Annotated in this window: 21 protein-coding genes, 3 tRNA genes and 1 pseudogene; 6 read left to right on the top strand and 19 right to left on the bottom strand. The window is 69.2% G+C overall.

Going from position 1 to position 21,803, the window contains the following annotated elements; translation table 11 throughout:
• Nucleotides 1–47 precede the first annotated feature (47 nt).
• Nucleotides 48–1,898 carry a patatin-like phospholipase family protein gene (locus HNQ67_RS12395; RefSeq protein ID WP_183255892.1) on the top strand — a complete coding sequence of 617 codons (1,851 nt, stop codon included), beginning with the start codon at nt 48–50 and terminating at the stop codon, nt 1,896–1,898.
• A gap of 220 nt (nt 1,899–2,118) precedes the next feature.
• Here the strand turns inward: HNQ67_RS12395 and HNQ67_RS13695 are convergent.
• The 15 genes and pseudogenes from HNQ67_RS13695 to HNQ67_RS12325 all read right to left on the bottom strand — a co-directional run.
• Nucleotides 2,119–2,565 (bottom strand): annotated as a pseudogene (locus HNQ67_RS13695) (methyltransferase domain-containing protein); the annotation flags it as partial.
• 28 nt (nt 2,566–2,593) lie between these two features.
• Nucleotides 2,594–2,670 (bottom strand) — tRNA-His (locus HNQ67_RS12390).
• 171 nt (nt 2,671–2,841) lie between these two features.
• Complete coding sequence (locus HNQ67_RS12385) at nt 2,842–3,600, bottom strand: M48 family metallopeptidase (protein ID WP_183255890.1); 759 nt, start codon at nt 3,598–3,600, stop codon at nt 2,842–2,844.
• Between the two features lie 119 nt (nt 3,601–3,719).
• On the bottom strand, nt 3,720–4,439 hold the full coding sequence (locus HNQ67_RS13785; RefSeq protein WP_183255888.1) for a TonB family protein: 720 nt from the start codon (nt 4,437–4,439) through the stop codon (nt 3,720–3,722).
• Between the two features lie 13 nt (nt 4,440–4,452).
• A complete protein-coding gene (locus HNQ67_RS12375) occupies nt 4,453–4,890 on the bottom strand; it encodes a biopolymer transporter ExbD (protein WP_183255887.1) in 438 nt (145 codons plus the stop codon).
• 5 nt (nt 4,891–4,895) lie between these two features.
• Nucleotides 4,896–5,786, bottom strand: a complete 891-nt coding sequence (exbB, locus tag HNQ67_RS12370; protein WP_183255885.1) for a tonB-system energizer ExbB — start codon at nt 5,784–5,786, stop codon at nt 4,896–4,898.
• A gap of 386 nt (nt 5,787–6,172) precedes the next feature.
• A tRNA-Phe gene (locus tag HNQ67_RS12365) sits at nt 6,173–6,248 on the bottom strand.
• A 63-nt stretch (nt 6,249–6,311) separates the two neighbouring features.
• Nucleotides 6,312–6,476, bottom strand: coding sequence for a DNA gyrase inhibitor YacG (locus HNQ67_RS12360; protein WP_183255933.1), 165 nt, complete (start codon nt 6,474–6,476; stop codon nt 6,312–6,314).
• A 4-nt stretch (nt 6,477–6,480) separates the two neighbouring features.
• On the bottom strand, nt 6,481–7,512 hold the full coding sequence (locus HNQ67_RS12355; RefSeq protein ID WP_183255883.1) for a ribonuclease E/G: 1,032 nt from the start codon (nt 7,510–7,512) through the stop codon (nt 6,481–6,483).
• Nucleotides 7,509–8,087: a Maf family protein gene (locus HNQ67_RS12350; RefSeq protein ID WP_183255881.1), complete on the bottom strand. Its 579-nt coding sequence runs from the start codon at nt 8,085–8,087 to the stop codon at nt 7,509–7,511. The genes HNQ67_RS12355 and HNQ67_RS12350 overlap by 4 nt, the downstream gene beginning before the upstream one ends.
• A gap of 12 nt (nt 8,088–8,099) precedes the next feature.
• Nucleotides 8,100–8,318 (bottom strand): translation initiation factor IF-1, encoded by a 219-nt coding sequence (gene infA, locus HNQ67_RS12345; RefSeq protein ID WP_003164348.1) that lies wholly within the window; start codon nt 8,316–8,318, stop codon nt 8,100–8,102.
• A 106-nt stretch (nt 8,319–8,424) separates the two neighbouring features.
• The gene (locus tag HNQ67_RS12340) at nt 8,425–8,889 is read right to left on the bottom strand and encodes a UPF0262 family protein (protein WP_343054916.1); all 465 of its coding nucleotides are present in this window, start codon (nt 8,887–8,889) and stop codon (nt 8,425–8,427) included.
• A complete protein-coding gene (locus HNQ67_RS12335) occupies nt 8,886–9,365 on the bottom strand; it encodes a DUF2948 family protein (RefSeq protein ID WP_183255878.1) in 480 nt (159 codons plus the stop codon). Before HNQ67_RS12335 ends, HNQ67_RS12340 begins: the two co-directional genes overlap by 4 nt.
• Nucleotides 9,355–10,644, bottom strand: coding sequence for a UDP-N-acetylglucosamine 1-carboxyvinyltransferase (gene murA / locus HNQ67_RS12330; RefSeq protein ID WP_183255875.1), 1,290 nt, complete (start codon nt 10,642–10,644; stop codon nt 9,355–9,357). The genes HNQ67_RS12335 and murA overlap by 11 nt, the downstream gene beginning before the upstream one ends.
• A gap of 106 nt (nt 10,645–10,750) precedes the next feature.
• The gene (locus tag HNQ67_RS12325) at nt 10,751–10,933 is read right to left on the bottom strand and encodes a hypothetical protein (RefSeq protein WP_183255934.1); all 183 of its coding nucleotides are present in this window, start codon (nt 10,931–10,933) and stop codon (nt 10,751–10,753) included.
• A 100-nt stretch (nt 10,934–11,033) separates the two neighbouring features.
• Here HNQ67_RS12325 and HNQ67_RS12320 point away from each other — a divergent pair.
• A tRNA-Thr gene (locus HNQ67_RS12320) sits at nt 11,034–11,108 on the top strand.
• A gap of 39 nt (nt 11,109–11,147) precedes the next feature.
• Here the strand turns inward: HNQ67_RS12320 and HNQ67_RS12315 are convergent.
• From HNQ67_RS12315 to HNQ67_RS12305, 3 genes are all read right to left on the bottom strand, one after another.
• Nucleotides 11,148–11,729: a RodZ family helix-turn-helix domain-containing protein gene (locus tag HNQ67_RS12315; protein ID WP_183255874.1), complete on the bottom strand. Its 582-nt coding sequence runs from the start codon at nt 11,727–11,729 to the stop codon at nt 11,148–11,150.
• Between the two features lie 49 nt (nt 11,730–11,778).
• A complete protein-coding gene (msrB, locus tag HNQ67_RS12310; protein ID WP_183255872.1) occupies nt 11,779–12,279 on the bottom strand; it encodes a peptide-methionine (R)-S-oxide reductase MsrB in 501 nt (166 codons plus the stop codon).
• Between the two features lie 90 nt (nt 12,280–12,369).
• Nucleotides 12,370–13,869: a hypothetical protein gene (locus tag HNQ67_RS12305; protein WP_183255870.1), complete on the bottom strand. Its 1,500-nt coding sequence runs from the start codon at nt 13,867–13,869 to the stop codon at nt 12,370–12,372.
• 195 nt (nt 13,870–14,064) lie between these two features.
• On the opposite strand from HNQ67_RS12305, the gene HNQ67_RS12300 reads away from it, so the two are divergent.
• The 4 genes from HNQ67_RS12300 to HNQ67_RS12285 all read left to right on the top strand — a co-directional run bounded on the left by HNQ67_RS12300 (nt 14,065) and on the right by HNQ67_RS12285 (nt 21,347).
• The gene (locus HNQ67_RS12300; RefSeq protein ID WP_183255868.1) at nt 14,065–16,047 is read left to right on the top strand and encodes an acetyl-CoA carboxylase biotin carboxylase subunit; all 1,983 of its coding nucleotides are present in this window, start codon (nt 14,065–14,067) and stop codon (nt 16,045–16,047) included.
• A 122-nt stretch (nt 16,048–16,169) separates the two neighbouring features.
• Nucleotides 16,170–17,696, top strand: coding sequence for a phospholipase D-like domain-containing protein (locus tag HNQ67_RS12295; protein ID WP_183255866.1), 1,527 nt, complete (start codon nt 16,170–16,172; stop codon nt 17,694–17,696).
• 104 nt (nt 17,697–17,800) lie between these two features.
• Nucleotides 17,801–18,166, top strand: coding sequence for a hypothetical protein (locus HNQ67_RS12290; RefSeq protein ID WP_183255864.1), 366 nt, complete (start codon nt 17,801–17,803; stop codon nt 18,164–18,166).
• Between the two features lie 232 nt (nt 18,167–18,398).
• Nucleotides 18,399–21,347, top strand: a complete 2,949-nt coding sequence (locus HNQ67_RS12285) for a PAS domain-containing protein (RefSeq protein WP_183255862.1) — start codon at nt 18,399–18,401, stop codon at nt 21,345–21,347.
• Between the two features lie 59 nt (nt 21,348–21,406).
• On the opposite strand, the gene HNQ67_RS12280 is transcribed toward HNQ67_RS12285, so the two are convergent.
• A complete protein-coding gene (locus HNQ67_RS12280; protein WP_183255860.1) occupies nt 21,407–21,736 on the bottom strand; it encodes a hypothetical protein in 330 nt (109 codons plus the stop codon).
• Between the last annotated feature and the right edge of the window lie 67 nt (nt 21,737–21,803).

Raw genomic sequence — 21,803 nt, 5'->3', positions numbered from 1 at the left:
CCTGTTCCGATTCTTCTGACTAGCCCTTAGCCCCCAGGCCCCGCGCCATGGCCCCGACCCGCTCCGACCGCCTCGAAGACGCCCTGCACCGCATCTTCACGGGCGGCACGAACACCAGCGCCAGCTGGTTCGCCCTGACCGGCGGCGAAAGCCTGTTCCTCGAGGGCGATACGGCTGACACCCTCTACCTGCTTCGCTCGGGCCGCCTCGGCGTGTTCCGGCGGGAACCCGTCGGGGATCGCCCGCCCCAGTTCGTCGGCGTCATCCGGCCCGGCGAGCCCGCCGGCGAAATGGCCATGCTGGCGGGCACGGTTCATACCGCCGACGTCGTCGCCCTGCGCGACTCCGAGGTCATCGCCCTGCCGCGGGACGCCTTCTTCGAGGCCGCCCGCACCGAGCCCGACCTCATGGTCGAACTGTCCCGGCTGATGATCCAGCGCGCCCGCGACCGGCGCTCCGGCGGCGGCGAGCCCAGCGTGTTCGGCTTCATCTCGGCCCGGCCGCGCCCGATCCGCGCCTTCGTCGAGCGCATCGCGGCGGCCATCGAGGCCGACGGCTTCACCTGCCAGGTCATCGACCAGACGGCCCTGTCCTCCGCCAGCGACTGGTTCAGCCGGGTCGAGGACTCCCACGACTATGTCCTCTACGTCGCCGAGATGGACGAGCCCGCCTGGGCCGCGCTGTGCGCGCGCCAGGTCGACCGGGTCTTCGTCGTCGGGTCAGGCCTGATGACCCCGCCCAACCGACCCCTGCCCCACGCCGGCGTGCTCGACGCCCAGCGCCGCACCGACCTGATCCTGCTGCGCGATCCCCGCATGACCAACCCGGCAAACACCAACGTGTGGATCGACGCGGTCGGCCCCGGCCGCTGGTTCCAGGCCGTCGAGGGCGACCAGGCCGACGCCGAGCGGATCGGCCGGGTCATCACCGGCTCCGCCGTGGGCGTGGTCCTCTCCGGCGGCGGCGCCCGGGCCTATTCGCACATCGGCGCCCTGCGGGCCCTGCGCGAGGCGAGGGTGCCGATCGACTTCGTCGGCGGGGCGTCCATGGGCGCGGTGATCGCCGCCGGCCCCGCCCTGAACTGGTCGCAGGAAGAGCTCGAAGCCGGCATCCGCAAGGCGTTCGTGGAGAGCGACCCGCTGTCCGATCTCGCCTTCCCGATGCTGGCCATGACCCGCGCGCACAAGGTCGACCGCCTGCTGCTCGAGGCTTACGGCGATATCGACCTGGCCGACCTGCACCGCCCGTTCTTCGCGGCCTCCACCAACCTGACCAGCGGCAAGCTGGAGGTGCACCGCCGCGGCCTGATGCGGCGCGCCATGCGGGCCTCCATCGCCATCCCCGGCATCCTGCCGCCCGTGGTCATCGATGGCCAGGTGCTGGTCGACGGCGCGGTGCTGAAAAACCTCCCGGCCGAGGTGATGCGCCAGATGAACTCCGGTCCGGTCATCGCCATCGACATGTCCGAAACGCGGGGCGTCGATCCGGACCTGATAGAGCACCCGCCGTCGATCTGGCGGCTGATCGCCACCGGCGCCTGGCGACGGGGACCGCCGATCGTCTCGATCCTGATGCGCTCGGCCACCCTGACCACGGACGCCGATCTCGAAAGTTCCCGCGCCGCCACCGACCTGCTGATCCAGCCCACGCCGGACGGTCTCGATATTCGCGACTGGAAGGGGTTCGAGGCGGGGGTCGATGCGGGCTACAGCGCCACGCGGGAGACGCTGGCCGATCTCGTCTGCCCGGTCACCTATCTTCGCCGTCGCATGCCCCTCAGCGCTTTCGCGCCACCAGAAACAGCCGCGGAAACGGCATCAGCGTCACTCCGTCCCGCCGTGGTGGGAAGGCGGAAGAAAGCCGCTCGCCGAGCGCGGCCAGATAAGCCCGCCGCATGACGCCGTCAGGCAGCGCCGCGAGGAAGGGCCGCAGCGCGGTCCCCTTCATCCACTCCAGCACGGCGTCGGCCCCGGTCAGCGCCTGCAGATAGGTCGTCGACCAGACATCGACGTCGCCGCATCCTTCGGCCAGCACGGAATAATAGTCTTCCGGCTGCAGCAGCGGCGCGACCGTCCCGACTCCGGCCAGGGCCCTGGCCCACGGCCCGTCGGCTGCGACCTCGCGCATCAGCGAATGATGCCGGGTCTCATACGCCATCGGCATCTGCACGGCGATGACCCCGCCCGGAGCCAGCGCTTCCGTCAGCCGCCCCAGCAGGGCCTCGTGATCGGGCAACCAGTGCAGTGAGGCGTTCGCCAGAATCAGGTCGACCGGCCGGTCCGGCGCCCAACCGGCGATATCGCCCAACCGCCAGTCTACATCGACGTCCCAGGCCCGCGCGGCCTCCAGCATCGCCTCACTGGTGTCCAGACCATGGACGCGAGCCTTCGGGAAACGCCTCGTCAGCCAGACGGCGTGCTGCCCCGCGCCGCAACCCAGGTCCCAGATCTCGCCGGGAGTCAGCTCATCGGGCAGTCGCGCCAGCAGATCGTGGGCGGCGCGGTCGCGCTCGCGTTCGAAACGGCTGTACTGAAGGGAGTCCCAGGCCGGCGGCGTGTCGGTCATGCCGTAACGCGCTCCAGATCGGGGAGGATGGTACCGCCTCTCAGGCTTGAACTGAGGACCTCCGGTTCCACAAACCGGCGCTCTAACCAACTGAGCTAAGGCGGCGCGCTGTCGCGAGCGGCGTGTCTAGCGGGGTCGCTGGCGTCGATCAAGGTCGATTTGGAAGAAGGTCGAGGGCCGAGGGTCGAGGGGCGAGGAAATCAGGCTGCGGGGACCAGACCGAACCAGTCTCTACCTTAACCGCCCCTCGGTCCCTCGACCCTTGGCCCCTGTCCTCTACGACCAGCCCTGACTCGCGATATACTGTTCCAGCGCCGCGATCCGGCTGGCGTCGGACGGGTGGGTCGAGGCGAACTCCGGCGTCGAGCCCTGACGCTGCCCGGCCATGATCCGCCACAGGGCGATCGACTCGGACGGTCGGTAGCCGGCGCGCTGCATGTAGTCGACGCCAAGCCGATCCGCCTCCAGCTCATGATTGCGCGAGAATGGCAGCAGGACGCCCAATTGAGCGCCCAGACCGCCAATGGCTCCCGCGGCCTTGGCGTAGTCGCCGGCGACGCTCTGGACGCCGCTGATGGCCACGCTGCTCAGCGCCGTTGTCGAGTAGCGCTCGGCGGCGTGGCGGGCGACGACGTGGCCGACCTCGTGACCCAGCACGGCGGCCAACTGGTCGTCGTTGCGGACGAGGCCCAGCAGGCCCGTGGTGACGCCGATCTTGCCCGACGGCAGGACGAAGGCGTTGGGACTGTTGCTGACGAAGACCGCATAGTCCCAGCTGCGGTTGGTCAGGCCTGCGGCCTGAACGATCCGTCCCCCGACACGACGCACGCGCTCATTGGCGGCCGCGTCTCTGGAGGTCGGCTGGGTGCGCAGGGCCTCGGCCCAGGCCGCGTCGGACTGCTGCGTCAGAGCGGCGTCGTCCACGATCAGAAACTGGTTGCGGCCCAGCGTCTCGTTATAGGCGCAGGCGGCCAGCGACAGGGCGGCGGTCGCGGCGAAGGCGGCGGTAAGCGGGCGGGGGAAGATGCGGGTCATGAGGCAGGCTCCGGTTCAACTCCGCGGGACAACGCCTGGACCGCCCGAAACGCTCCACCCCCCATACGAAAACGCCCCGGCCGTGGGGGCCGGGGCGTTCCGGGATCGCAGGTCCCGATCTATTCGGGCGCGGCCCGGTAGCTGGTCGTCCATTCGACGCGGGCGCCGACAGCGGCCCCGTCAACGGTCCGGGGCGAAATCCGCGACCGGCGCGCGGCGGCCAAAGCCGCCTGGCCGAAGCCTGCGCCGCTGGGATCCTCCGACACGATACGGCAGTCATCGAGACTACCATCGGGCCGAACCAGGCAGCTCAGGCGCACCGAGCCGGAATCGATACCCCGAGACAGGGCCCGCTCCGGATAATCCGGCCTGACCTGACGCGACCAGCTCGGATTGGTGATCACCGACGGCTTCGGCGGCGGGGGCGGCAGCGGGATCGTCACCGGTCCATCGATACGGCCCGGCGGAATCGTCGAGGCGACCCGCTCTTCCTTCGGCGTCGGCGGCACCGGCAGCGGCGGAACCGGAATCTGAACCGGGACCGGAGCCGGGACGCGCACCTGCAGCTTGGGCGGCGGCGCCGTTTCGGGCGGCGGCGGCGGCGGCGGCGGGGGCGGCGGCGGCGGCGGGATCGGTTCGATCAGTTCGACGTCGACGGAGTCGTCCGAGTAGTTCACCTCGCGCAGCTTGAACTGGGCGTTGATGAAATAGAACGCCAGCAGGGCGAACAGCAGGAACACCACCACGACGCTGGCGATAAACACATGCGGGGGGACCCCGAAAATGCCCTTCGCCTTCGGCGGGTCGTACAGACTGCGATGATATTCGACTTCGGTCATATTTTCATCGCTCCTACTCTGCCGACTGGTCTTCGCCGACCAGGGCGACGCTGTAGAAACCACTGTCCTGAAGCGAATTCATGACCTGCATGAAATCGCCGTACCGGGTGGTCTGATCCGCCCGGATGAAGATCCGCTCATCCGACGGCACCTTATTGCCGATTTGACCAAGCAGTTCGGACCCCACGGAGTCGATGTCCACCTCGTCATCCCCCAGGTAAACCCGAGAGTTGGCTTGGATCGAGACGTAGAACGGCTTCGGCGGATTCTGCTGCATCGGCGCGACCGCGACCGGAAGTTTCACCTCCACCGACACGGTGGCGAGCGGAGCCGCCACCATGAAGATGATGAGCAGGACAAGCATGATGTCCACGAACGGCGTGACGTTAATCTCGCTGTTCTGCTCGATGGCGTACTTGCCGCCGCCGCCGCCTGAGAGTTTGGCGGCCATCCGACTTACGCCCCCTTGTCGAGGTTACGCGACACGGCGTTCATCAGCTCGGCGTTGAAGCCGTCCGAACGGGTGCCGTAGGAGGCGATGCGGGTGTTGAAGTAGTTGTAGAAGATAACCGCCGGGATAGCCGCGAACAGGCCGATACCGGTGGCCAGCAGCGCCTCGGCGATGCCGGGGGCGACGACGGCCAGGTTGGTCGTGTTGGTGTTCGCGATGCCGATGAACGAGTTCATGATCCCGTAAACGGTGCCGAACAGACCGATGAACGGCGCGGTCGAACCGGTCGAGGCCAGGAACTGCTGTCCGCCCGACAGACGCTTGCCGAGACCGGCCTGAACGGCGTTGACGGCGGCCTGGGCGCGGCCGAGAGCGCCGTCGCGGTGATCGCCGGTGACCGAAAGGCCCGCCTGACGCGACAGTTCGACTTCGTCGGTGGCCGCGGCAGCCATATCGGCCAGCGGGTTGCCTTCGAACTCTTCCGAGGTGGCCACGCGACGCATGTCGGCGATCGTGCGGGTCTGACGGAAGGACTCGAGGAACTGGTCGGTCTTGCGGTTCAGGGCGCCGAACTCGAACAGTTTGATCAGCAGGATCACCCAGCTGAACACCGAGGCGAGCAGCAGGCCGATCATCACGACCTGCACGACGATGTCCGCTTCCATGAACATCTTGGCGGGGGTCAGCTTGCCGTGGCTTTCGGCGGCGGGCTCCTCGGCGGCCGGGGCGGCTTCGGCGGCCGGAGCCGTGGTGGCGGCGGCGTCAGCCGGCGCGGCGGCGGTGGCTTCGGCCGCGGCCGGAGCGGTGGCATCCTGCGCGAGGACCGGCGTACCGGCCATCAGGACGGCGGCGCCGGCCATGGCCAGGAGGATGTTGGTCTTCTTGATATCGAGCATAGTTCGCCAGTTCCTGCTTTTTTGGTCTGACTCGTGAAACCCTGAGAAAACGGCCGCAGACGACGACCGCCCCTCCATGAAAATCTCGTTCGCAGCGCTGGGGTCCATTGGAACCCCGGTCTGCGAAACGCCTCCTGACGCTTCCGGTTGCCTCTCGGCTTCCGGGGCGGTGCCGACGGCGTCGGGATCTCGAGAAATCCCGCCTCCGCCGACCGCTTGCCTAGGAAAGCGGTCAAGCTCCTTTGGCGAACGGTTATCAGAGCGTCAAGTGCGCAACCGCGCTTTTCCCCCTGCGGGAGAGCAAGCGCGCTTGAAGCCGAGGATTGGGGCCGAAAGCGACAATTTCGTGATTGGTGTCGCCGAATTCCGCCGGCGCGCGGGGATGGTGGTGCCTGGGGGCGGATTCGAACCACCGACACGCGGATTTTCAATCCGCTGCTCTACCAACTGAGCTACCCAGGCGAGGCGTCCATTCGCGAGAGCGGCGTCTATAGGCGAGCCGTTTTCAGGTGTCCAGCGGTCTTGTCAGCCTTCCTCTCCGTCCCGCGGCGGCTCGTCCTCCACCGGGCCGGGGATGGCGTAGGAGCCCGTGAACCAGCGCTGCAGATCCACGTCGGCGCAGCGTTTGGAGCAGAACGGCTTGTATTTCGGGTCGGCCGGCGCGCGCCGGCAGATGGGGCAGGTCGCCATCGCTTCAGCCTTCATCGATTTCCACGCCGCCGGTCAGGGCCGGATCGGCCTTCACCCGCGCCCGCGGACCGAGCCGCGCCGCCAGCGCTCCAGCCATCGGCGCAACCGCCGGGGGGCAGCGCAGGGTCAGATAGGGCGTCGCCGTGTCGTCCGCCAGCGCCACACCCAGACGCCGCACGGCGTCCACGGCCCGGGTCTCCAGGCTCGGCCGCCCGTCCGCTCCCCGCAGACGCTCCTCGATCGGGGTCTCGCGCCACGGCAGCGACACCATCAGCACGCCGAACCGGTTCACCGGCCCGAAGGCGACCCCGGGATCATCGCCGAAAGCCGCCCGGGCCGCCGCCAGAATCGCCGCCCCGTCATGCCCGGTCCCGACCAGATCGACCGCGACCAGCCCGCCCCAGCCTTTCAGCCGGATCAGCCGCGCCGCCTGCGCCAGCCCCTCGCGGTTGGCCCGGGTCTTGTCGCGCCGCCCGTCGCGGCCCGGGGTCGGCGCATGGTCGATGTCCACCGCCACCAGCGCCCGCGTCCGCTCCACCATCAGCCGCACGCCGAGATGGGCGAACAGTGCGCCCGGGGCCATTGCTTCCTCCTCGGCCTCGAGGCTGGCCCGCATCGCCGCCGCCCCGGCGCGCGGTTCGACGCCGGGGGCCAGCCGCGTCAGCGTCTCGGCCACGGTCGGCCCGGGTCGCAGTAAGCGGGCCTCGCCCTCCCCCGCCCCGATCAGGCTCAGCGTCACCCCCTTGTGTTCGCGCGGTTCGGCCGAGACCTCGACCTCGACCTTGTCGCCGACGGCGACCCGATCGCTCTTGCGCAGAGGCAGAAAGCCGAACGGCTCCCCGGCGGCCATGTCGACGAACGCACCCTTCAGCCCCGCATCGACCGTGGTCACGCGCCCGACAGACCGCGCCCCCAAACGATGCTGCGGAGGGTCGCTCTCTCTCTGGATGATCAGGCGTTCGAACCGGCCGCCCCGCACGACCATCCCCCGGACCTCGCCGGGCGTCTCGTCGAGGAAGGTTTCGAGCGCGCTCACTCTGCGCGCCAGCCGGCCCCGGCCAGCAGGTTGACGGTCTCGTGCAGCGGCAGGCCGACGATGGCGGGATAGCTGCCGACGATCCGGGTCACGAAGGCCCCGGCCCGGCCCTGAATCCCATAAGCCCCGGCCTTGCCGCGCCATTCGCCCGAACGGACATAGGCGGCGATCTCGTCCCCGGACAGCACCTTCATGCTGACCCGCGCCTCGACGACCCGATGCCGGATCGCGCCCCCGGCGGCCACGGCCACGCCGGTGAAGACCCGGTGATTGCGCCCCGACAGCAGTTTCAGGAACCGCACCGCCTCGGCCTCGTCGGCGGCCTTCTCCAGCAGGCGGCGGCCGACGGCCACCACCGTATCGGCGGCCAGCACCACGGAGTCGGGCGCGCGGGCCGCCACGGCCTCGGCCTTGCTCCGCGCCAGCCGGGCGGCGAGACGCGGCGGCGTCTCGTCCTTCAGCGGCGTTTCATCGATGTCGGCGGGTTCGATGCGGTCGGGGACGATCCCGACCAGCGCCAGCAATTCCACGCGGCGCGGGCTGGCCGACGCCAGCACAAGCTCCGGACGGCTCATCCGAGCCCGTCCTTACTTGAAGCGGTAGGTGATGCGGCCCTTGGTCAGGTCGTAGGGCGTCATCTCGACCAGGACCTTGTCGCCGGCCAGCACGCGGATGCGGTTCTTGCGCATCTTGCCGGCGGTGTGGGCGATGATCTCGTGGTCGTTCTCGAGCGTCACGCGAAACGTCGCGTTCGGCAGCAGTTCGCTGACGACGCCGGGAAACTCGAGCAGTTCTTCCTTAGCCATGCGGCCTCTCACGCCCGGTGAATACAAGTCTGGACGCGCGCCGGGCGGGAGCGCACGTCGAAAAGAGAGCGGGCCTATGCCCGAAAACCTCGCCATAGTCGAGAGATCAACCGCGCCGATAAAGCGCCGTCACGAGCGTGAACAGCCGCCGCGCCGTCTCGTGGTCGACCGCGATCTTGCCGTCGAGCCGCGCTTTCAGCAGCTCGGCGCCTTCGTTGTGCAGGCCGCGCCGGCCCATGTCGACGGCCTCGATCTGGCTCGGCGAGGTTCCCCGCAACGCCTCGAAATAGCTGTCGCAGATGGCGATATAGTCCTTCACCACCTTGTTCAGCGGGTTCAGCGACAGGCCGTGGGCGCGAGCGAACTCCGGCCCGGCGATATCGAACACCAGTCGCCCGTCCAGCAGCGACAGCTTCAGCGCATAGGGCCCGCCGTCGGCCCCGGCCGGCTCGAAACTGTTCTTCTCCACCAGATCGAAGATGGCCACACGGCGCTCGTGCTCGATCTCGGCCGTCGCCGCCGGCAGGGTGGCCGCATCCAGTTCGACCGAGGACAGACGGTGCTCGCTCACGCCGGCTCCGGTTCGTCGCCATTGTGGGTCGGCGCCACCCGGGCGGGCCAGCGTTCCGAAAGGTCGGTCAGCACCGCGTCGAGGCATTCGACGTCGATGCGCAGATCGCCGCCTCCGGCGAACATCAGCGTCACCCGCCCGCCCGGCGCCTCGCCCGGCTCGAAATCCATGGCCAGCAGCTCCAGCGCATGCTCCGGCCCGCGCGGCAGGCGACGACTCTTGACGGCGATCACGTCGCCGAACTGCATCGCCGCCATCACCCGGGCGCCGCCGCACTCCCAGCAGAAACGGCTCAGCGCCAGGGTCACCCGCCGGGCCGACGGCTCCCAGACGATATCGACCGGCCGCATGATCGCGTCCTGCAACGCCGCGGAAATGATGTGCAGGTCGTCGGCGTCCTCGGCCAGAAGGCGAAGCGGTTCGGCCGCCGTTCCCGGCGGCGGCATGTCGTCGGCGGCGGTCGCCTCAGTGCTCATGGTCCTCGCCCCTGATTCGGCGGATCTGCGCGCCGCAGGCCCCGAGCTTCTCTTCCAGCCGCTCGAACCCGCGATCCAGATGATACACGCGTCCGACCGTGGTTTCGCCCTCGGCGACGAGACCCGCGATCACCAGGCTGACCGAGGCCCGCAGGTCGGTGGCCATGACCTGGGCGCCGTGCAGCACCTCGACCCCCTTCACCACCGCCTCGCCGGCGTGGACATGGATGTCGGCCCCGAGCCGCATCAGCTCCGGCGCATGCATGAAGCGGTTCTCGAAGATGTTCTCGTGGATGACGCTGTCGCCCTCCGCCGTGGTCATCAGCGCCATGAACTGGGCCTGCAGGTCTGTGGCGAAGCCCGGATAGACCTCGGTAGCGACGTTGACACCCTTCAGCCGGACGGCCGGGTCGCGCTTCACGATCACCCCGTCGGCCGTCGGCGTCACCTCGACGCCGGCCGCGATCATCTTCTCGGTCAGGGCCGACATCAGCTCCGGCCGCGCCCGCGTCAGACGCACTTCGCCCCCGGCCATGGCCGCGGCGACGGCGTAGGACCCCATCTCGATCCGGTCGGCGATGACCGGCCAGTCTGTTCCGCCCAGCGAGCTCACCCCGGTGATCACCAGCTCGTCGGTGTCGATGCCCTCAACCCTGGCGCCCATGGCGACGAGGCAGCGGGCCAGGTCGCCGATCTCCGGCTCGCGCGCCGCCTTCTTCAGAACCGTGACGCCGTCGGCCAGCACCGCCGCCAGCAGGGCGTGTTCGGTGGCTCCGACGGAGACAAAGGGAAACTCGATCTCCGCCCCCTTCAGGCCGTTCCGCGCGCGGGCGATGACATAGCCCTCGTCCAGTTCGATCTCGGCGCCCATGGCGGTCAGCGCCTGCAGGTGCAGATCGACCGGCCGGGCCCCGATGGTGCAACCGCCCGGCAGCGACACCTTGGCCTCGCCAGTGCGCGCCAGCAGCGGCCCCAGCACGTTGAACGAGGCCCGCATCTGCCGGACCAGGTCATAGGGGGCGAAGGTCGATTTGATCCGCGCGGCGTGGAACAGCGTCTCCTGCTCGCCGCCATGCCCGTTCTCGGTCACCTCGACGCCGAGCTCACGCAGCAGCCGTCCGAGGAATTTGGTGTCCGCGAGGCGCGGCATATTGGTCAGGCGCAGCGGCTGATCGGTCAGGATCGAGGCGGCCATCAGCTTGAGGGCGGAATTCTTGGCGCCGCTGACCGGAATGGTTCCGTTCAGCCGGGCGCCGCCTTGGATGGCGATGCTGTCCATGTCGTCTCACAGGCCCGCCCCGATCGAGCTGTCCGGGGCGCGGGGCGGCTATCTAGCCCGGACGCCCCGGCGAGCGAAAGTCCGTCCGCCCGTCGACCGATGACTTTCAGTTGCTCGGCTTTTCGGTCCGGGCGGCCCGGGTCGCCGCCTTGCGCCGCTTCAGATTGTCTCTCAGCGCCGTGGCCAGCCGCTGCGCCCGCTCCGTAGCGGGCGTCTTCGGTGGCGCCAACGGATCCGGCAAGCTGGGCGGCAGCTTCGGGAGGGGCGCCGGATTTTTCGACTCATCCATCGGAGGATGATGACCCGCGGACAAAGTTTTCCGCAAGCGGGGGAAATCAGGGCTTCCCCCGTTGTCCCCCGTTGGCTATAGGGCCGCTTCCTCAGTTTCCGCCGCCGTAGCTCAGTGGTAGAGCGCATCCTTGGTAAGGCTGAGGTCGTGGGTTCGATTCCCCCCGGCGGCACCACTGATGCAAAAGGCCCGATCCGCCGGATCGGGCCTTTTTCTATTTCGCCGGCTGCTGCGACCGGGGCGAGGGTTGGACCCAGGGCGGGCCATCGGCCCGCGACAGATGGCGCTCGTAGCCGATGGCGGCGCCCGGCGCGGCCTGGCCGGGGAAGGCGTAGCCGCTGTCGGCGAAATACGGATCGTAGCCCCCGCCATAGCCGTAGCGGTGGCGGTAGGGATCGTTCTCGGACTGGCGGATGCTGATATCCAGCCGGCCGCTCTCGCCGACCGGCAGGGACACCACCGCCGCATAGTCGCGGTAGCCGCCCGTGCCGATGCCGACGCTGAACTCGCCATGCGGTTTGCGGTCGTCGCGCCACGGTGACGAATCAGCGGCGGGCATCGGGTCTGGGGACCGGGCCGCCAGCCACTGCGCGATCTGCTGGTCAGTGCTCAGGCCGTGCGGCGTGGCCGACTGCGCGCCGGCGCCGGCGGCGACCTCCGGGGCGACCGGCGCCTGGGCCCCGGCGAGGACCGGGGGCGTGGCCGGAGCGGTGGTCACCACGCCGTCCTGATCGGGTCCCTCGGGCGAGGCGACCGACGCGGCGGCCAGGGCCGTCAGCAGCACGGGGATCAGCATGGCGTCGTCTCCTGCGAGGAACTCACCCTAGCCTCAAATGCGGCCAAGGTCAGGCCGCCCCGATTCCCGCGGCGGCGTCGCCGCGCCCCAGCGGGTCCGGCAGCGGCTCCCCGTCCGGCGCGAAGCTCAAGGCCACTGAGTTGATGCAGTACCTCAGCCCGCTCGGCGGCGGACCGTCCGGAAACACGTGGCCCTGGTGGCTGTCGCAGCGGGCGCAGCGGGTCTCGGTGCGGGTCATGCCGTGCGAGCGGTCGGTGATCGCCCTCACATGGGTCGGATCAACCGGCTCGGTGAAACTGGGCCAGCCGGTGCCGCTCTCGAACTTGGCCCCGGCGCGGAACAGCGGCAGGCCGCATTCCCGGCAGCAGAACACACCCGCCCGCGATTCGCCCAGCAGCGTTCCGCAGAACGGCGCCTCGGTGCCGTGGGCCAGCAGAACGCGCTTCTCCTCGGGCGACAGATCGGCCTCCAGCCGCGCCCGCTCGTCGTCGTCGGGCGGGGTCAGGTCAAAACCGGAGGGCGAGCGTCGGGCCGGGGCGATATCGGACATGCCTTCGAAATAGGAAGGGCCGGACGCGGCTTCCACCCCGTCCGGCCCTGAAGTTCCGTCCGCGCTCACGCAGGGCGACGCGCGGCGGCGTTACTGAAACAGCGATCCCACCCAGGCCCGCACCGCGGTCTCGTCGACCGGGTTGCCCGTGTAGGTCAGGCCTTGCGCCGGGATGAACGGCTGGTTGTTGCCGCGCTGACGCGAGACCCAAGCCTTGTGACCGTAGCTCAGGTTGGCATAGGTCGAGGGCAGGCGTTCGACGGTCTGCTCGATGAAGATCGAGTCAGCCGCCGTGGTCGATCCGGCGATGCGCACGTTCGGCAGCCGGCTGACCAGATCGAGGGTGTCGAGGCAGCCGCCCGAGCAGCCGGCGTCGACCAGAACGACAACCGGCCCCTGAACCGGGTTGGCCACATTGGGATCGGCCGCCTTCTCGGGCAGCGGCTGGGTGAAGCTCGGCTGACCGGCGGCGATGGCGGCGTCGAATGCGGCCAGAACGGCTTCGGTCTGGGCGATCACCTCCGGAGCCTCATAGACGAAGCGGGCGTCCTGCTTCATCCGCTGGATGACCTGGGCGTACCATTCGCGGTTCGCCGGGGTGGCGCGATAGACGAAGTCTCCGCCCGTCGGCTGGCGGCTCTGGGTGAATTCCGGGGTCCACAGGCGGTTCAGCACGCCGTAACCGCGGGCGGTCGAGCCGAGGTTTGACGACCCGCTCCCGCCGCGCAGGTCCAGCACGAAGCCTTGCGGTCCCTGGATCGTCGGCAGTTGCGACACCAACTGGGCGTTGAAGGCGTCCCAACCCGCGTCGTCGGCGAACGAGTGGACGTTGATCCACGGACGGCCGTTGACCGTCTCGATCGCCAGCGGCACCGGCCCGGGCGTGTACACGGTGGCGCGATAGGCCGCCTCGAGGTTGGCCGGCACCACCGGAACCGGGCGGAACTCATAGTCGCGCTCGCGGCGCCCGACCTTGAACTTGCAGGTCGAGGGTGTTCCGCTGGCATAGGGATTGTTGCGGTTCCACAGCAGATAGGGCGCCGTGGTGACGCGGCCGGCCTCGGTGTTCAGGTCGCCTTCCCACAGGTCCAGCTTTTCGCGGGCGTATTCCTCGATCGGAGTCAGATTGCACTCCGTGACCACGGCGCCGACCGGCGGCAGGCCGCGCACGCCCGGCTGCACATAGGTCACCACATACTGGCCGTCGCGCCACCCGGTGGACAGGCCCGGCCAGCTGATCGCCGAGAAGCGGTCCGCCGCCGTCTCGTAGCTCGGGCGAATGACGATGTTCGAATCGCGGAAGCCGGCCGCGTAGTAGCGCAGCAGATAGGCGTGGCTGGAGCCGCTGTTCGACTGGCCGACCTTTGAAAGAGCGTCCTGCAGACCGGCGTCGAGCCAGGCCTGGAAGGTCTGGCTGGCCTGCCCGGGCACGACGGGCGCCGGGTGGTTCGCCGCCAGCTCGGCGCGGGCCGCCTGCAGGTCCTGGCTGGCGAGGGCGCGCCAGTCCTGGGCCGAGGCCGTTCCGGCGCCCAGGGTCAGGCTGACAGTCAGGGCCGCGGCGGTCGCGGCGACGGGGAGGATACGGGACATCAAGTCGGGCTCCGGGCCGTGGGAACAGGGATCGGGCAGCGTTAAAGCCCATCGGGACAGACCTTGCCAAGCCCGTACCCCGTTCGGATGAACGCCCCCATGAGTTTACTCCCGCGGGATCGCGGCCTAATCGGGGCGCTTCCCTCACGCCGCGATCACATTCGCTTCAGAGTTACAGACGCCAAAGACCGCAGCATGTTCTCCAAAATCCTGATCGCCAACCGCGGCGAGATCGCCGTCCGCATCATCAAGACCTGCCGCCGCATGGGCATCGCCACGGTGCAGGTCTATTCCGAGGCCGACGCCGGATCCCTCGCCGTCGAGATGGCCGACGAGGCGGTGCTGATCGGCCCCGCTCCCGCGGCGCAATCCTATCTGCTGGCCGACAAGATCGTCGAAGCGGTGCGGCAAACGGGCGCGGAAGCGGTCCACCCCGGCTTCGGCTTCCTCAGCGAGAACGCCGGCTTCGCCCGCCGCCTGCGCGACGAGGGCATCACCTTCATCGGCCCCAACCCCGAGGCCATCGAGGCCATGGGCGACAAGATCAGCTCCAAGAAACTGGCCGCCGAAGCCGGCGTCTCCACCGTCCCCGGCCACATGGGCCTGATCGAGACGACGGAAGAGGCGGTGAAGATCGCCAACGAGATCGGCTACCCGATCATGATCAAGGCTTCCGCCGGCGGCGGCGGCAAGGGCATCCGCGTGGCCCATTCCGACGCCGACATGGCCGAGGGCTTCGCCGCCGTGAAGGCCGAGGCGCAGAACGCCTTCGGCGACGACCGGGTCTTCCTCGAGAAATTCATCGTCGATCCCCGCCACATCGAGATCCAGGTGCTCGGCGACAAGCACGGCAACGTGGTCCACCTGTTCGAGCGCGAATGCTCGATCCAGCGCCGCAATCAGAAGGTCATCGAGGAGGCGCCAAGTCCGCTCCTCGATCAGGCGACCCGCGCCGCCATGGGCGCTCAGGCCGTCGCCCTCGCCAAGGCCGTGAACTACGACAGCGCCGGCACGGTCGAATTCGTCGCCGGCCAGGACAAGTCTTTCTTCTTCCTCGAGATGAACACCCGGCTGCAGGTCGAGCATCCGGTCACCGAACTGATCACCGGCGTCGATCTGGTCGAGCAGATGATCCGCTCGGCCTGGGGCGAAAAGCTGGCCTTCGCCCAGAAGGACCTGGCCATCAACGGCTGGGCCATCGAGAGCCGCATCTACGCCGAGGACCCCTACCGCGGCTTCCTGCCCAGCATTGGCCGCCTCGTCCGCTACGACACCGCCGAAGAAGGCGATCAAGGGGACTACACCGTCCGCAACGACTCCGGCGTCCGCGAGGGCGACGAGATCTCGATGTTCTACGATCCTATGATCGCCAAACTGTGCGCCTGGGCCCCCACCCGCGACGGCGCCATCGACGGCATGGCCCGTGCGCTCGAGGACACCCACCTGCAGGGCGTCGGCCATAACGTGCCCTTCCTCGCCGCCGTCATGGACCAGCCGCGCTTCCGCTCGGGCCAGATCTCGACCAGCTACATCAAGGACGAATTCCCCGACGGCTTCCACGGCCTCGCCCCCGACCGGCGCCAGACCGACATCCTGATCGCCGCCGCCGCGGCCATGAACGAGATCCTCACCGAGCTCTCCGGCGACCCGTCCAACCGCACCGAATGGACCGTGCTGATCGGTCAGGACGCTCATGGCGTCACCCTGTCCTATGACGACGACGAGGCCCTGACCCTCGACCTGGCCGGCGAGGACCGCGCCCTGCGCCTCAGCGACATCGACTGGCGCCCGGGCCTGGCCCAGTTCCGCGCCGAGCTGGGCGGCGAGCCCTTCACCGCCGAGGTGGCCCGCGTCGCCGACGGCTTCACCATCCGCCACCGCGCCGCCAGGGCCCGCGTCCGCGTCCTGACCCCCGCCGTCGCCGCCCTCTACGCCCGCCTGCCCGAGAAACAGGCCGCCGACACGAGCAAGCTGATCACCTCGCCCATGCCCGGCCTCGTCGTGGCCATCCCCGTCGAGGTCGGCCAGGAGGTCAAGAGCGGCGAGACCGTGGCCATCATCGAAGCCATGAAGATGCAGAACATCCTCAAGGCCGAGCGTGACGGGGTGGTCAAGGCGGTGTCCGCCAAGGCCGGCGACCCGGTCGCCGCGGACGATGTGCTGGTCGAATTCGGCTAGGGACCACCGGGCCATCGGAACCGCGCGGTTGGCCCGGTCGTTGGCCAGGCTTCACGGGTCCGGGCGGCCCCATAGACCTTCGCAGCCGATCCTCGGCAGCGCGCCTTCCGGAGACCTGGCCCATGCTGCTGAAAGAGGGCGCCACCTGCTGGCAGGTCGGGACCGCCCCGCGCGCCGCCTTCCTGCTCGACATGGCCGACTATTTTCTCGCCGCGCGCGAGGCGATGTCGAAGGCCAAACGCTCGGTGCATCTGCTCAACTGGGCCTTCGATCCCGACACCCTGTTCGACCCCCAGCCGGGTTGCACCGGGCCGGACGGCGACCGCTTCGGGGCCTTCCTCAAGGCATTGGCTTGCGACCGTCCTGAACTCGACGTCCGGGTGCTGTGCTGGAAATCGGCTCTGCCCATCGCGGCGACGCAGAATTTCTTCCCGCTCAAGGCGCGTCAGTGCTTTGCCGGCACCCCGGTCGAATTCGTGCTGGACGGCGCCCTGCCGATAGGGGCCTCGCACCACCAGAAGGTTCTCATCATCGACGACGCCGTGGCCTTCTGCGGCGGCGGCGACATCGGGCCCGACCGCTGGGACACCTCGGATCACCTCGACGACAATCCCCGGCGCGAGAAGACCCCGCGCGATCACACATGTTTCGATTCCCGCCACGAGGTGATGACCCTGGTCGACGGCGAGCCCGCCCGGACCCTCGGCCGGCTGTTCCGCGAACGTTGGCTGCGCGCCACCGGGGAGACCCTGCCCGAGCCCGGCGCCGTCGCCGCGCCCTCGGCCTGGCCGGCCCGCGTCAAACCCGACTTCCGCAGGGTCCCGGTCGGGCTGTCGCGAAGCGTCGCGGCCTGGCGGGATGTCGCCCAGGTGCGCGAGAGCGAGGCGCTGTATCTCGCCTCGTTCGCCGCCGCCAAACGCTGCATCTATCTGGAGAACCAGTATTTCACCTCGCCGCTCATGGCCGAGGCCTTGGCGCGGCGCCTGGGCGAGGCCCGCGGGCCCGAGGTGGTGCTGATCTCGACCCAGCACTCGCCCAGCTATTTCGACCAGATGACGATGGACCGGACCCGGTCGATGTTCCTCAAACGGCTCAAGGACGCCGACAAGCACGGTCGTTTCCACGCCTACAGCCCGGTCACCCCGCTTGGCCGGACCATCATCGTCCACGCCAAGATGGCCATCATCGACGACGTGCTGTTGCGGGTCGGATCCAGCAATCTCAACAACCGGTCATTCGGCTTCGACACCGAGTGCGACCTGTCGATCGAGGCCCGACGCGGCGCGGCCGGGGCCGCCACCCGCAGCCGCATCACCGACCTGCGCACAGGCATCCTCGCCCACTGGTTCGGCTGCGACGCCGCCGTCGTCCAGACCGCCCTCGAGTCCCACGCCAGCCTCGGCAAGGCCATCGAGGCTCTGCGTCAGGCCGGTTACTGTCGCCTGCGCCCGCTGGAGCCGGAAGAGCTCGGGCCGATGGCCACGTTCATCGCCACCTTCCACCTCGGCGACCCGATCACCGCCGGGGATGCCTGGCGGCCGTGGACCCGACGCAAGCGGCTCAAGGCCGCCCTCGACTCCGCGGCCCGCAAGGTCGCCCGCGCAGGACTGCCGACCCCGCCCCGCCATCTCAGCAAGAAGTCGGTCTAGGCTCGCAGGCGTGGGCGCCGGTCGTCGCGGCCTCGGACAACACGCAACCGCTTGTCCCTTCCCGCCGCCCGCGCCAAACTCCCTCTCCCATCGGAGACACCCTTATGCGCCTGACCTTGAGCCTCGCCGCCGCCCTCGCCGCGGGCGTGATGGCCTTTCCCGCCACCGCCGAGGACAGCCAGTACGAAGCCGCCCTGCGCCGGATGATCGCCGAGACCGCGGCCGGGACCTGTCCTGCCGACATCATGGGCGAGGGCCTGCTGGCCGCCTGCGAGCTGCAACTGCCGCAGATGTCCGCCGGCCTGTCCAGCCTCGGCGCGATCGAATCGGTGACTTTCGTGCGCGCCGAGGACAGGCCCGGCGGCCGGGTGGAGATCTATGCGGTGACCTTCGCCGGCGGCCAGACCCTGAACTGGGGCATCGGCGGCCTGAACGAAGGCAAGTTCAATGTAGCCTACACCGCGGGTTGATGCCGGCGTCTAACCGGCCCTGCTCGGGGCCATCGACGAGGCTGGCCGGATCCCCGTCGGAGACGCGCGCGGGGTGCAACCGCCTGTCGATACGCGCGTTTCGGGGAACCATGTCCGGGGAGAATCGCCTCGTCGCGGCCCATTCGGACGCCGACCGGGGGAGCGGGATGACAGGTTCAGACACATTTTCGCACGCGCGGCGACCGGCGACCGCGGCGGGCCGGACGGACGCGTGAAAGACTCGACTTCGAATGACGGGTCCCGTGGGGACGGCCGCGCGGAAGTGGAGCCGAAATTCCTGACCGGCGGCGGCGATATGGGCGGCCGGATTCGCGCTCATGACTGGACCGCGACCCCCTTGGGGGCGGCCGATGGCTGGCCGCTGGCCCTCAAGGCCCTGGTCGAGGTGATGCTGGGCTCGAGCCAGCCGATGTTCATCGCCTGGGGTCCGGGCCGGACGCTGCTCTACAACGACGCCTATATGGAAATCCTGGCGTCGAAACACCCGGCGGCCCTCGGCGCCGATTTCCTACAGGCGTGGCACGAGATCCGCGCCAACCTCGAGCCGATCGTCTTTCAGGCGTTCGCCGGCGAGCCCGTCCAGATGGACGACATCGAGCTGTGGATGGAGCGCAGGGGTTACCGCGAGGAGACCCATTTCGCCTTTTCCTACACCCCGGTCCGCGACGAGTCGGGCGAGGTCGCCGGCTTCTTCTGCGCCTGTCGCGAAATCACCGGCCAGATCATGGCGGAACGTCAGTTGCGCGCCAGCGAGGCCATGGCGCGCGAGAACAGCGAGCGTGTCCAGCTGGCCCTCGCCGCCGGGGCCATCATCGGCACCTGGGTTTGGGACATCCCCGCCGACCAGTTCAGTGTCGACCAGGCCTTCGCCGAGGCGTTCGGTCTCGATCCGGCGCTCGGCCGCGAGGGCTTCAGCCTCGACCAGGTGATGGCCACGGTGCATCCCGATGACAGGGAGGGTCTCACCGCGGCGGTTGAACAGGCGGTCGCCAGCGGCGACGCCTATGCGCATCAGTATCGGGTGAAACGCGCCGATGGGCGCTACTACTGGATCGAGGCGAACGGCAGGGTCGAGAGAGCCGACGACGGGACGCCGCTGCGGTTTCCCGGGGTCCTGCTCGACATCGAGGAACGGCGGCGCACCCAGGCCGCGCTGACCGAGACAGCCGAGCGCTACCGCCTCGCCGCCCGCGCCACCCGCGACGCCATCTGGGACTGGGACTTCGCCACCAATCTGGTGCTCTGGAACGACGCGGTCCGCGAGCTGTTCGGCTACTCGCAAGACGAGGTCGGTCCCGATGCGGAATGGTGGGTGTCCCGTATCCACCCCGATGATCGCGAGCGGGTGACGCACAGCATTCACGCCGTGATCGACGGCACCGGCAGCGACTGGACCGACGAGTACCGCTTTCTCACCGCCGATGGTTCGCATGTCTATGTGCTCGACCGCGGCTACGTCATTCGGGACGCGGAGGGTCGCGCCACGCGCATGATCGGGGCCATGCTGGACCTGACGGAACGACGACGCGCCGAGTCCTTGCTGAAGCAGAGCAACGACCGTTTCCGGGCAGCCGTGGACGCCGTCGAGGGCATTCTCTGGACCAATGACGCCGACGGTCGGATGGTCGGGGAACAGCCCGGCTGGGCCGCGCTGACCGGTCAGTCGTTTGAGGACTACCAGGGCTATGGCTGGGCCGGGGCCGTTCACCCGGACGACGCCCAGCCGACCATCGACGCCTGGGAACAGGCGGTCGCGGCGCGCTCGATGTTCGTCTTCGAACACCGGTTGAAACGCGCCGACGGACAGTGGCGGCTGTTCTCGATCCGGGCTGTGCCAAGCATCGACGCGAACGGCCAGATCCGGGAATGGGTCGGCGTCCATACCGACATCACCGAACAACGCGCCGTCGAACGGTCGCTGCGGGACCTGAATGAAACTCTGGAGGAGCGGGTGTCCCGCGAGGTCGCCGAGCGCGAAAGCGCGCAGGAGGCCTTGCGTCAGTCCCAGAAGATGGAGGCGGTCGGCCAGCTGACCGGCGGCATCGCCCACGACTTCAACAATCTGCTCACCGTCGTGCTCGGCAATGTGAATCTCGCCGTGCGGACCCTGCGCGAAGCGGGCGGCAACCCGCGCATTGAACGCCTGCTCGGCAGCGCCCAGAAGGGCGGCGAGCGGGCCGCCGCGCTCACCCAGCGCCTGCTGGCCTTCAGCCGCCGCCAGCCGCTCGCGCCCAAGGTGGTCGAAGTCGACGCCCTCGCCGTCGGCATGTCCGATCTGCTCCACCGGTCACTCGGCGAGACCATCGAGCTCGACATCGTCACCTCGCCCGGCCTGTGGCGCATCGAGGCGGACCCCAACCAGCTTGAGGCGTCGCTGCTGAACCTGGCCGTCAATGCCCGCGACGCCATGCCCGACGGCGGCCGGCTGACGATTGAGACCTCGAATGTCCAACTGGACGAATCCGACGCCGCCCGGCGGCCCGAGGTCGCGCCGGGTCACTACGTCTGCATCACCGTCAGCGATACCGGATCGGGCATCCCGTCCGACGTGCTCGGCAAGGTGTTCGAGCCCTTCTTCACCACCAAGGAGGTCGGCAAGGGCACCGGCCTCGGCCTGTCGATGGTCTACGGCTTCGCCCGCCAGTCCGGCGGCCACGTTGATCTCCAGTCTGAGCCCGGCGAAGGCGCCACCGTCCGCCTCTATCTCCCCCGCATGGCGCAGGCGCCGGACGCCGCCGATGCGGCGGAGACCGCCCCCCGCCTGGAGCCCGGAGCCTCATCCGAGACCATCCTCGTGGTCGAGGACGATGACGACGTCCGGACCTTCACGGTCGAGGTGCTTCGCGGTCTCGGTTATCGCGTCCTCGAAGCGCACGATGGCGTATCGGCCATACGCCTGCTCGAGCGCCAGGCCCGGGCCGTGGATCTGCTGTTCACCGACGTGGTCATGCCTGGCATGTCCGGCGGCGAGTTGGCGACCGCCGCCCGCGAACTCCGTCCTGACATTCGCGTGCTGTTCACCAGCGGCTACACCCGGAACGCGATCGGTCAGGACGGCCGGCTCAAGCCCGGCACAGAGATGATCGCCAAACCCTTCACCGCCGAGCTTCTGGCGGCAAGGCTGCGGGACATGCTGGACCAGCCGGTCCGGGCCGCCTGAACGCGGATTTCAATTTCCCGGGGCCGGAGGCTCATTCCCCGGTCCGGACGGCTTGAGCCTCAGCGCCCCGAACGGGCGGCGGCGCGGTCGCCACGCGACTCACCCGGCCAGCTCTGCAGCGGACGGTCGCCCCAGCCGAGGCCCGCGGCGCGCGGCTGGATGCAGCCGTCCTCTCGCTCGGTCTGGCAGACCTTGTAGGTGGTGGCGCCGATGCGAACAGCGGTGGCGCGGCCGTTTGGTCCGCGCTCGACCACAACGGGCGATTCCGCGTGGGTGGCGGGCGCCTGCTCCTGGGCGGGACCCCGATCTTGCGCGTGAACGGCGCCGGCCGCCAGGGTGATCGCGAGGGCGGCGACGGCGGCGCCGCCGGTTTTGATGCTGATCGACATATCAATCTCCTTGGATATCGGGACGATTGGCCGTGATCCCTGCCGGCCTCGCCCGCGCCGTGGGCGC

Source organism: Brevundimonas basaltis (genome assembly GCF_014202075.1).
GTDB lineage: Bacteria > Pseudomonadota > Alphaproteobacteria > Caulobacterales > Caulobacteraceae > Brevundimonas > Brevundimonas basaltis.
Note: the sequence above shows the minus strand (reverse complement) of the source record. Positions and strands in the feature narration are given on the sequence as shown.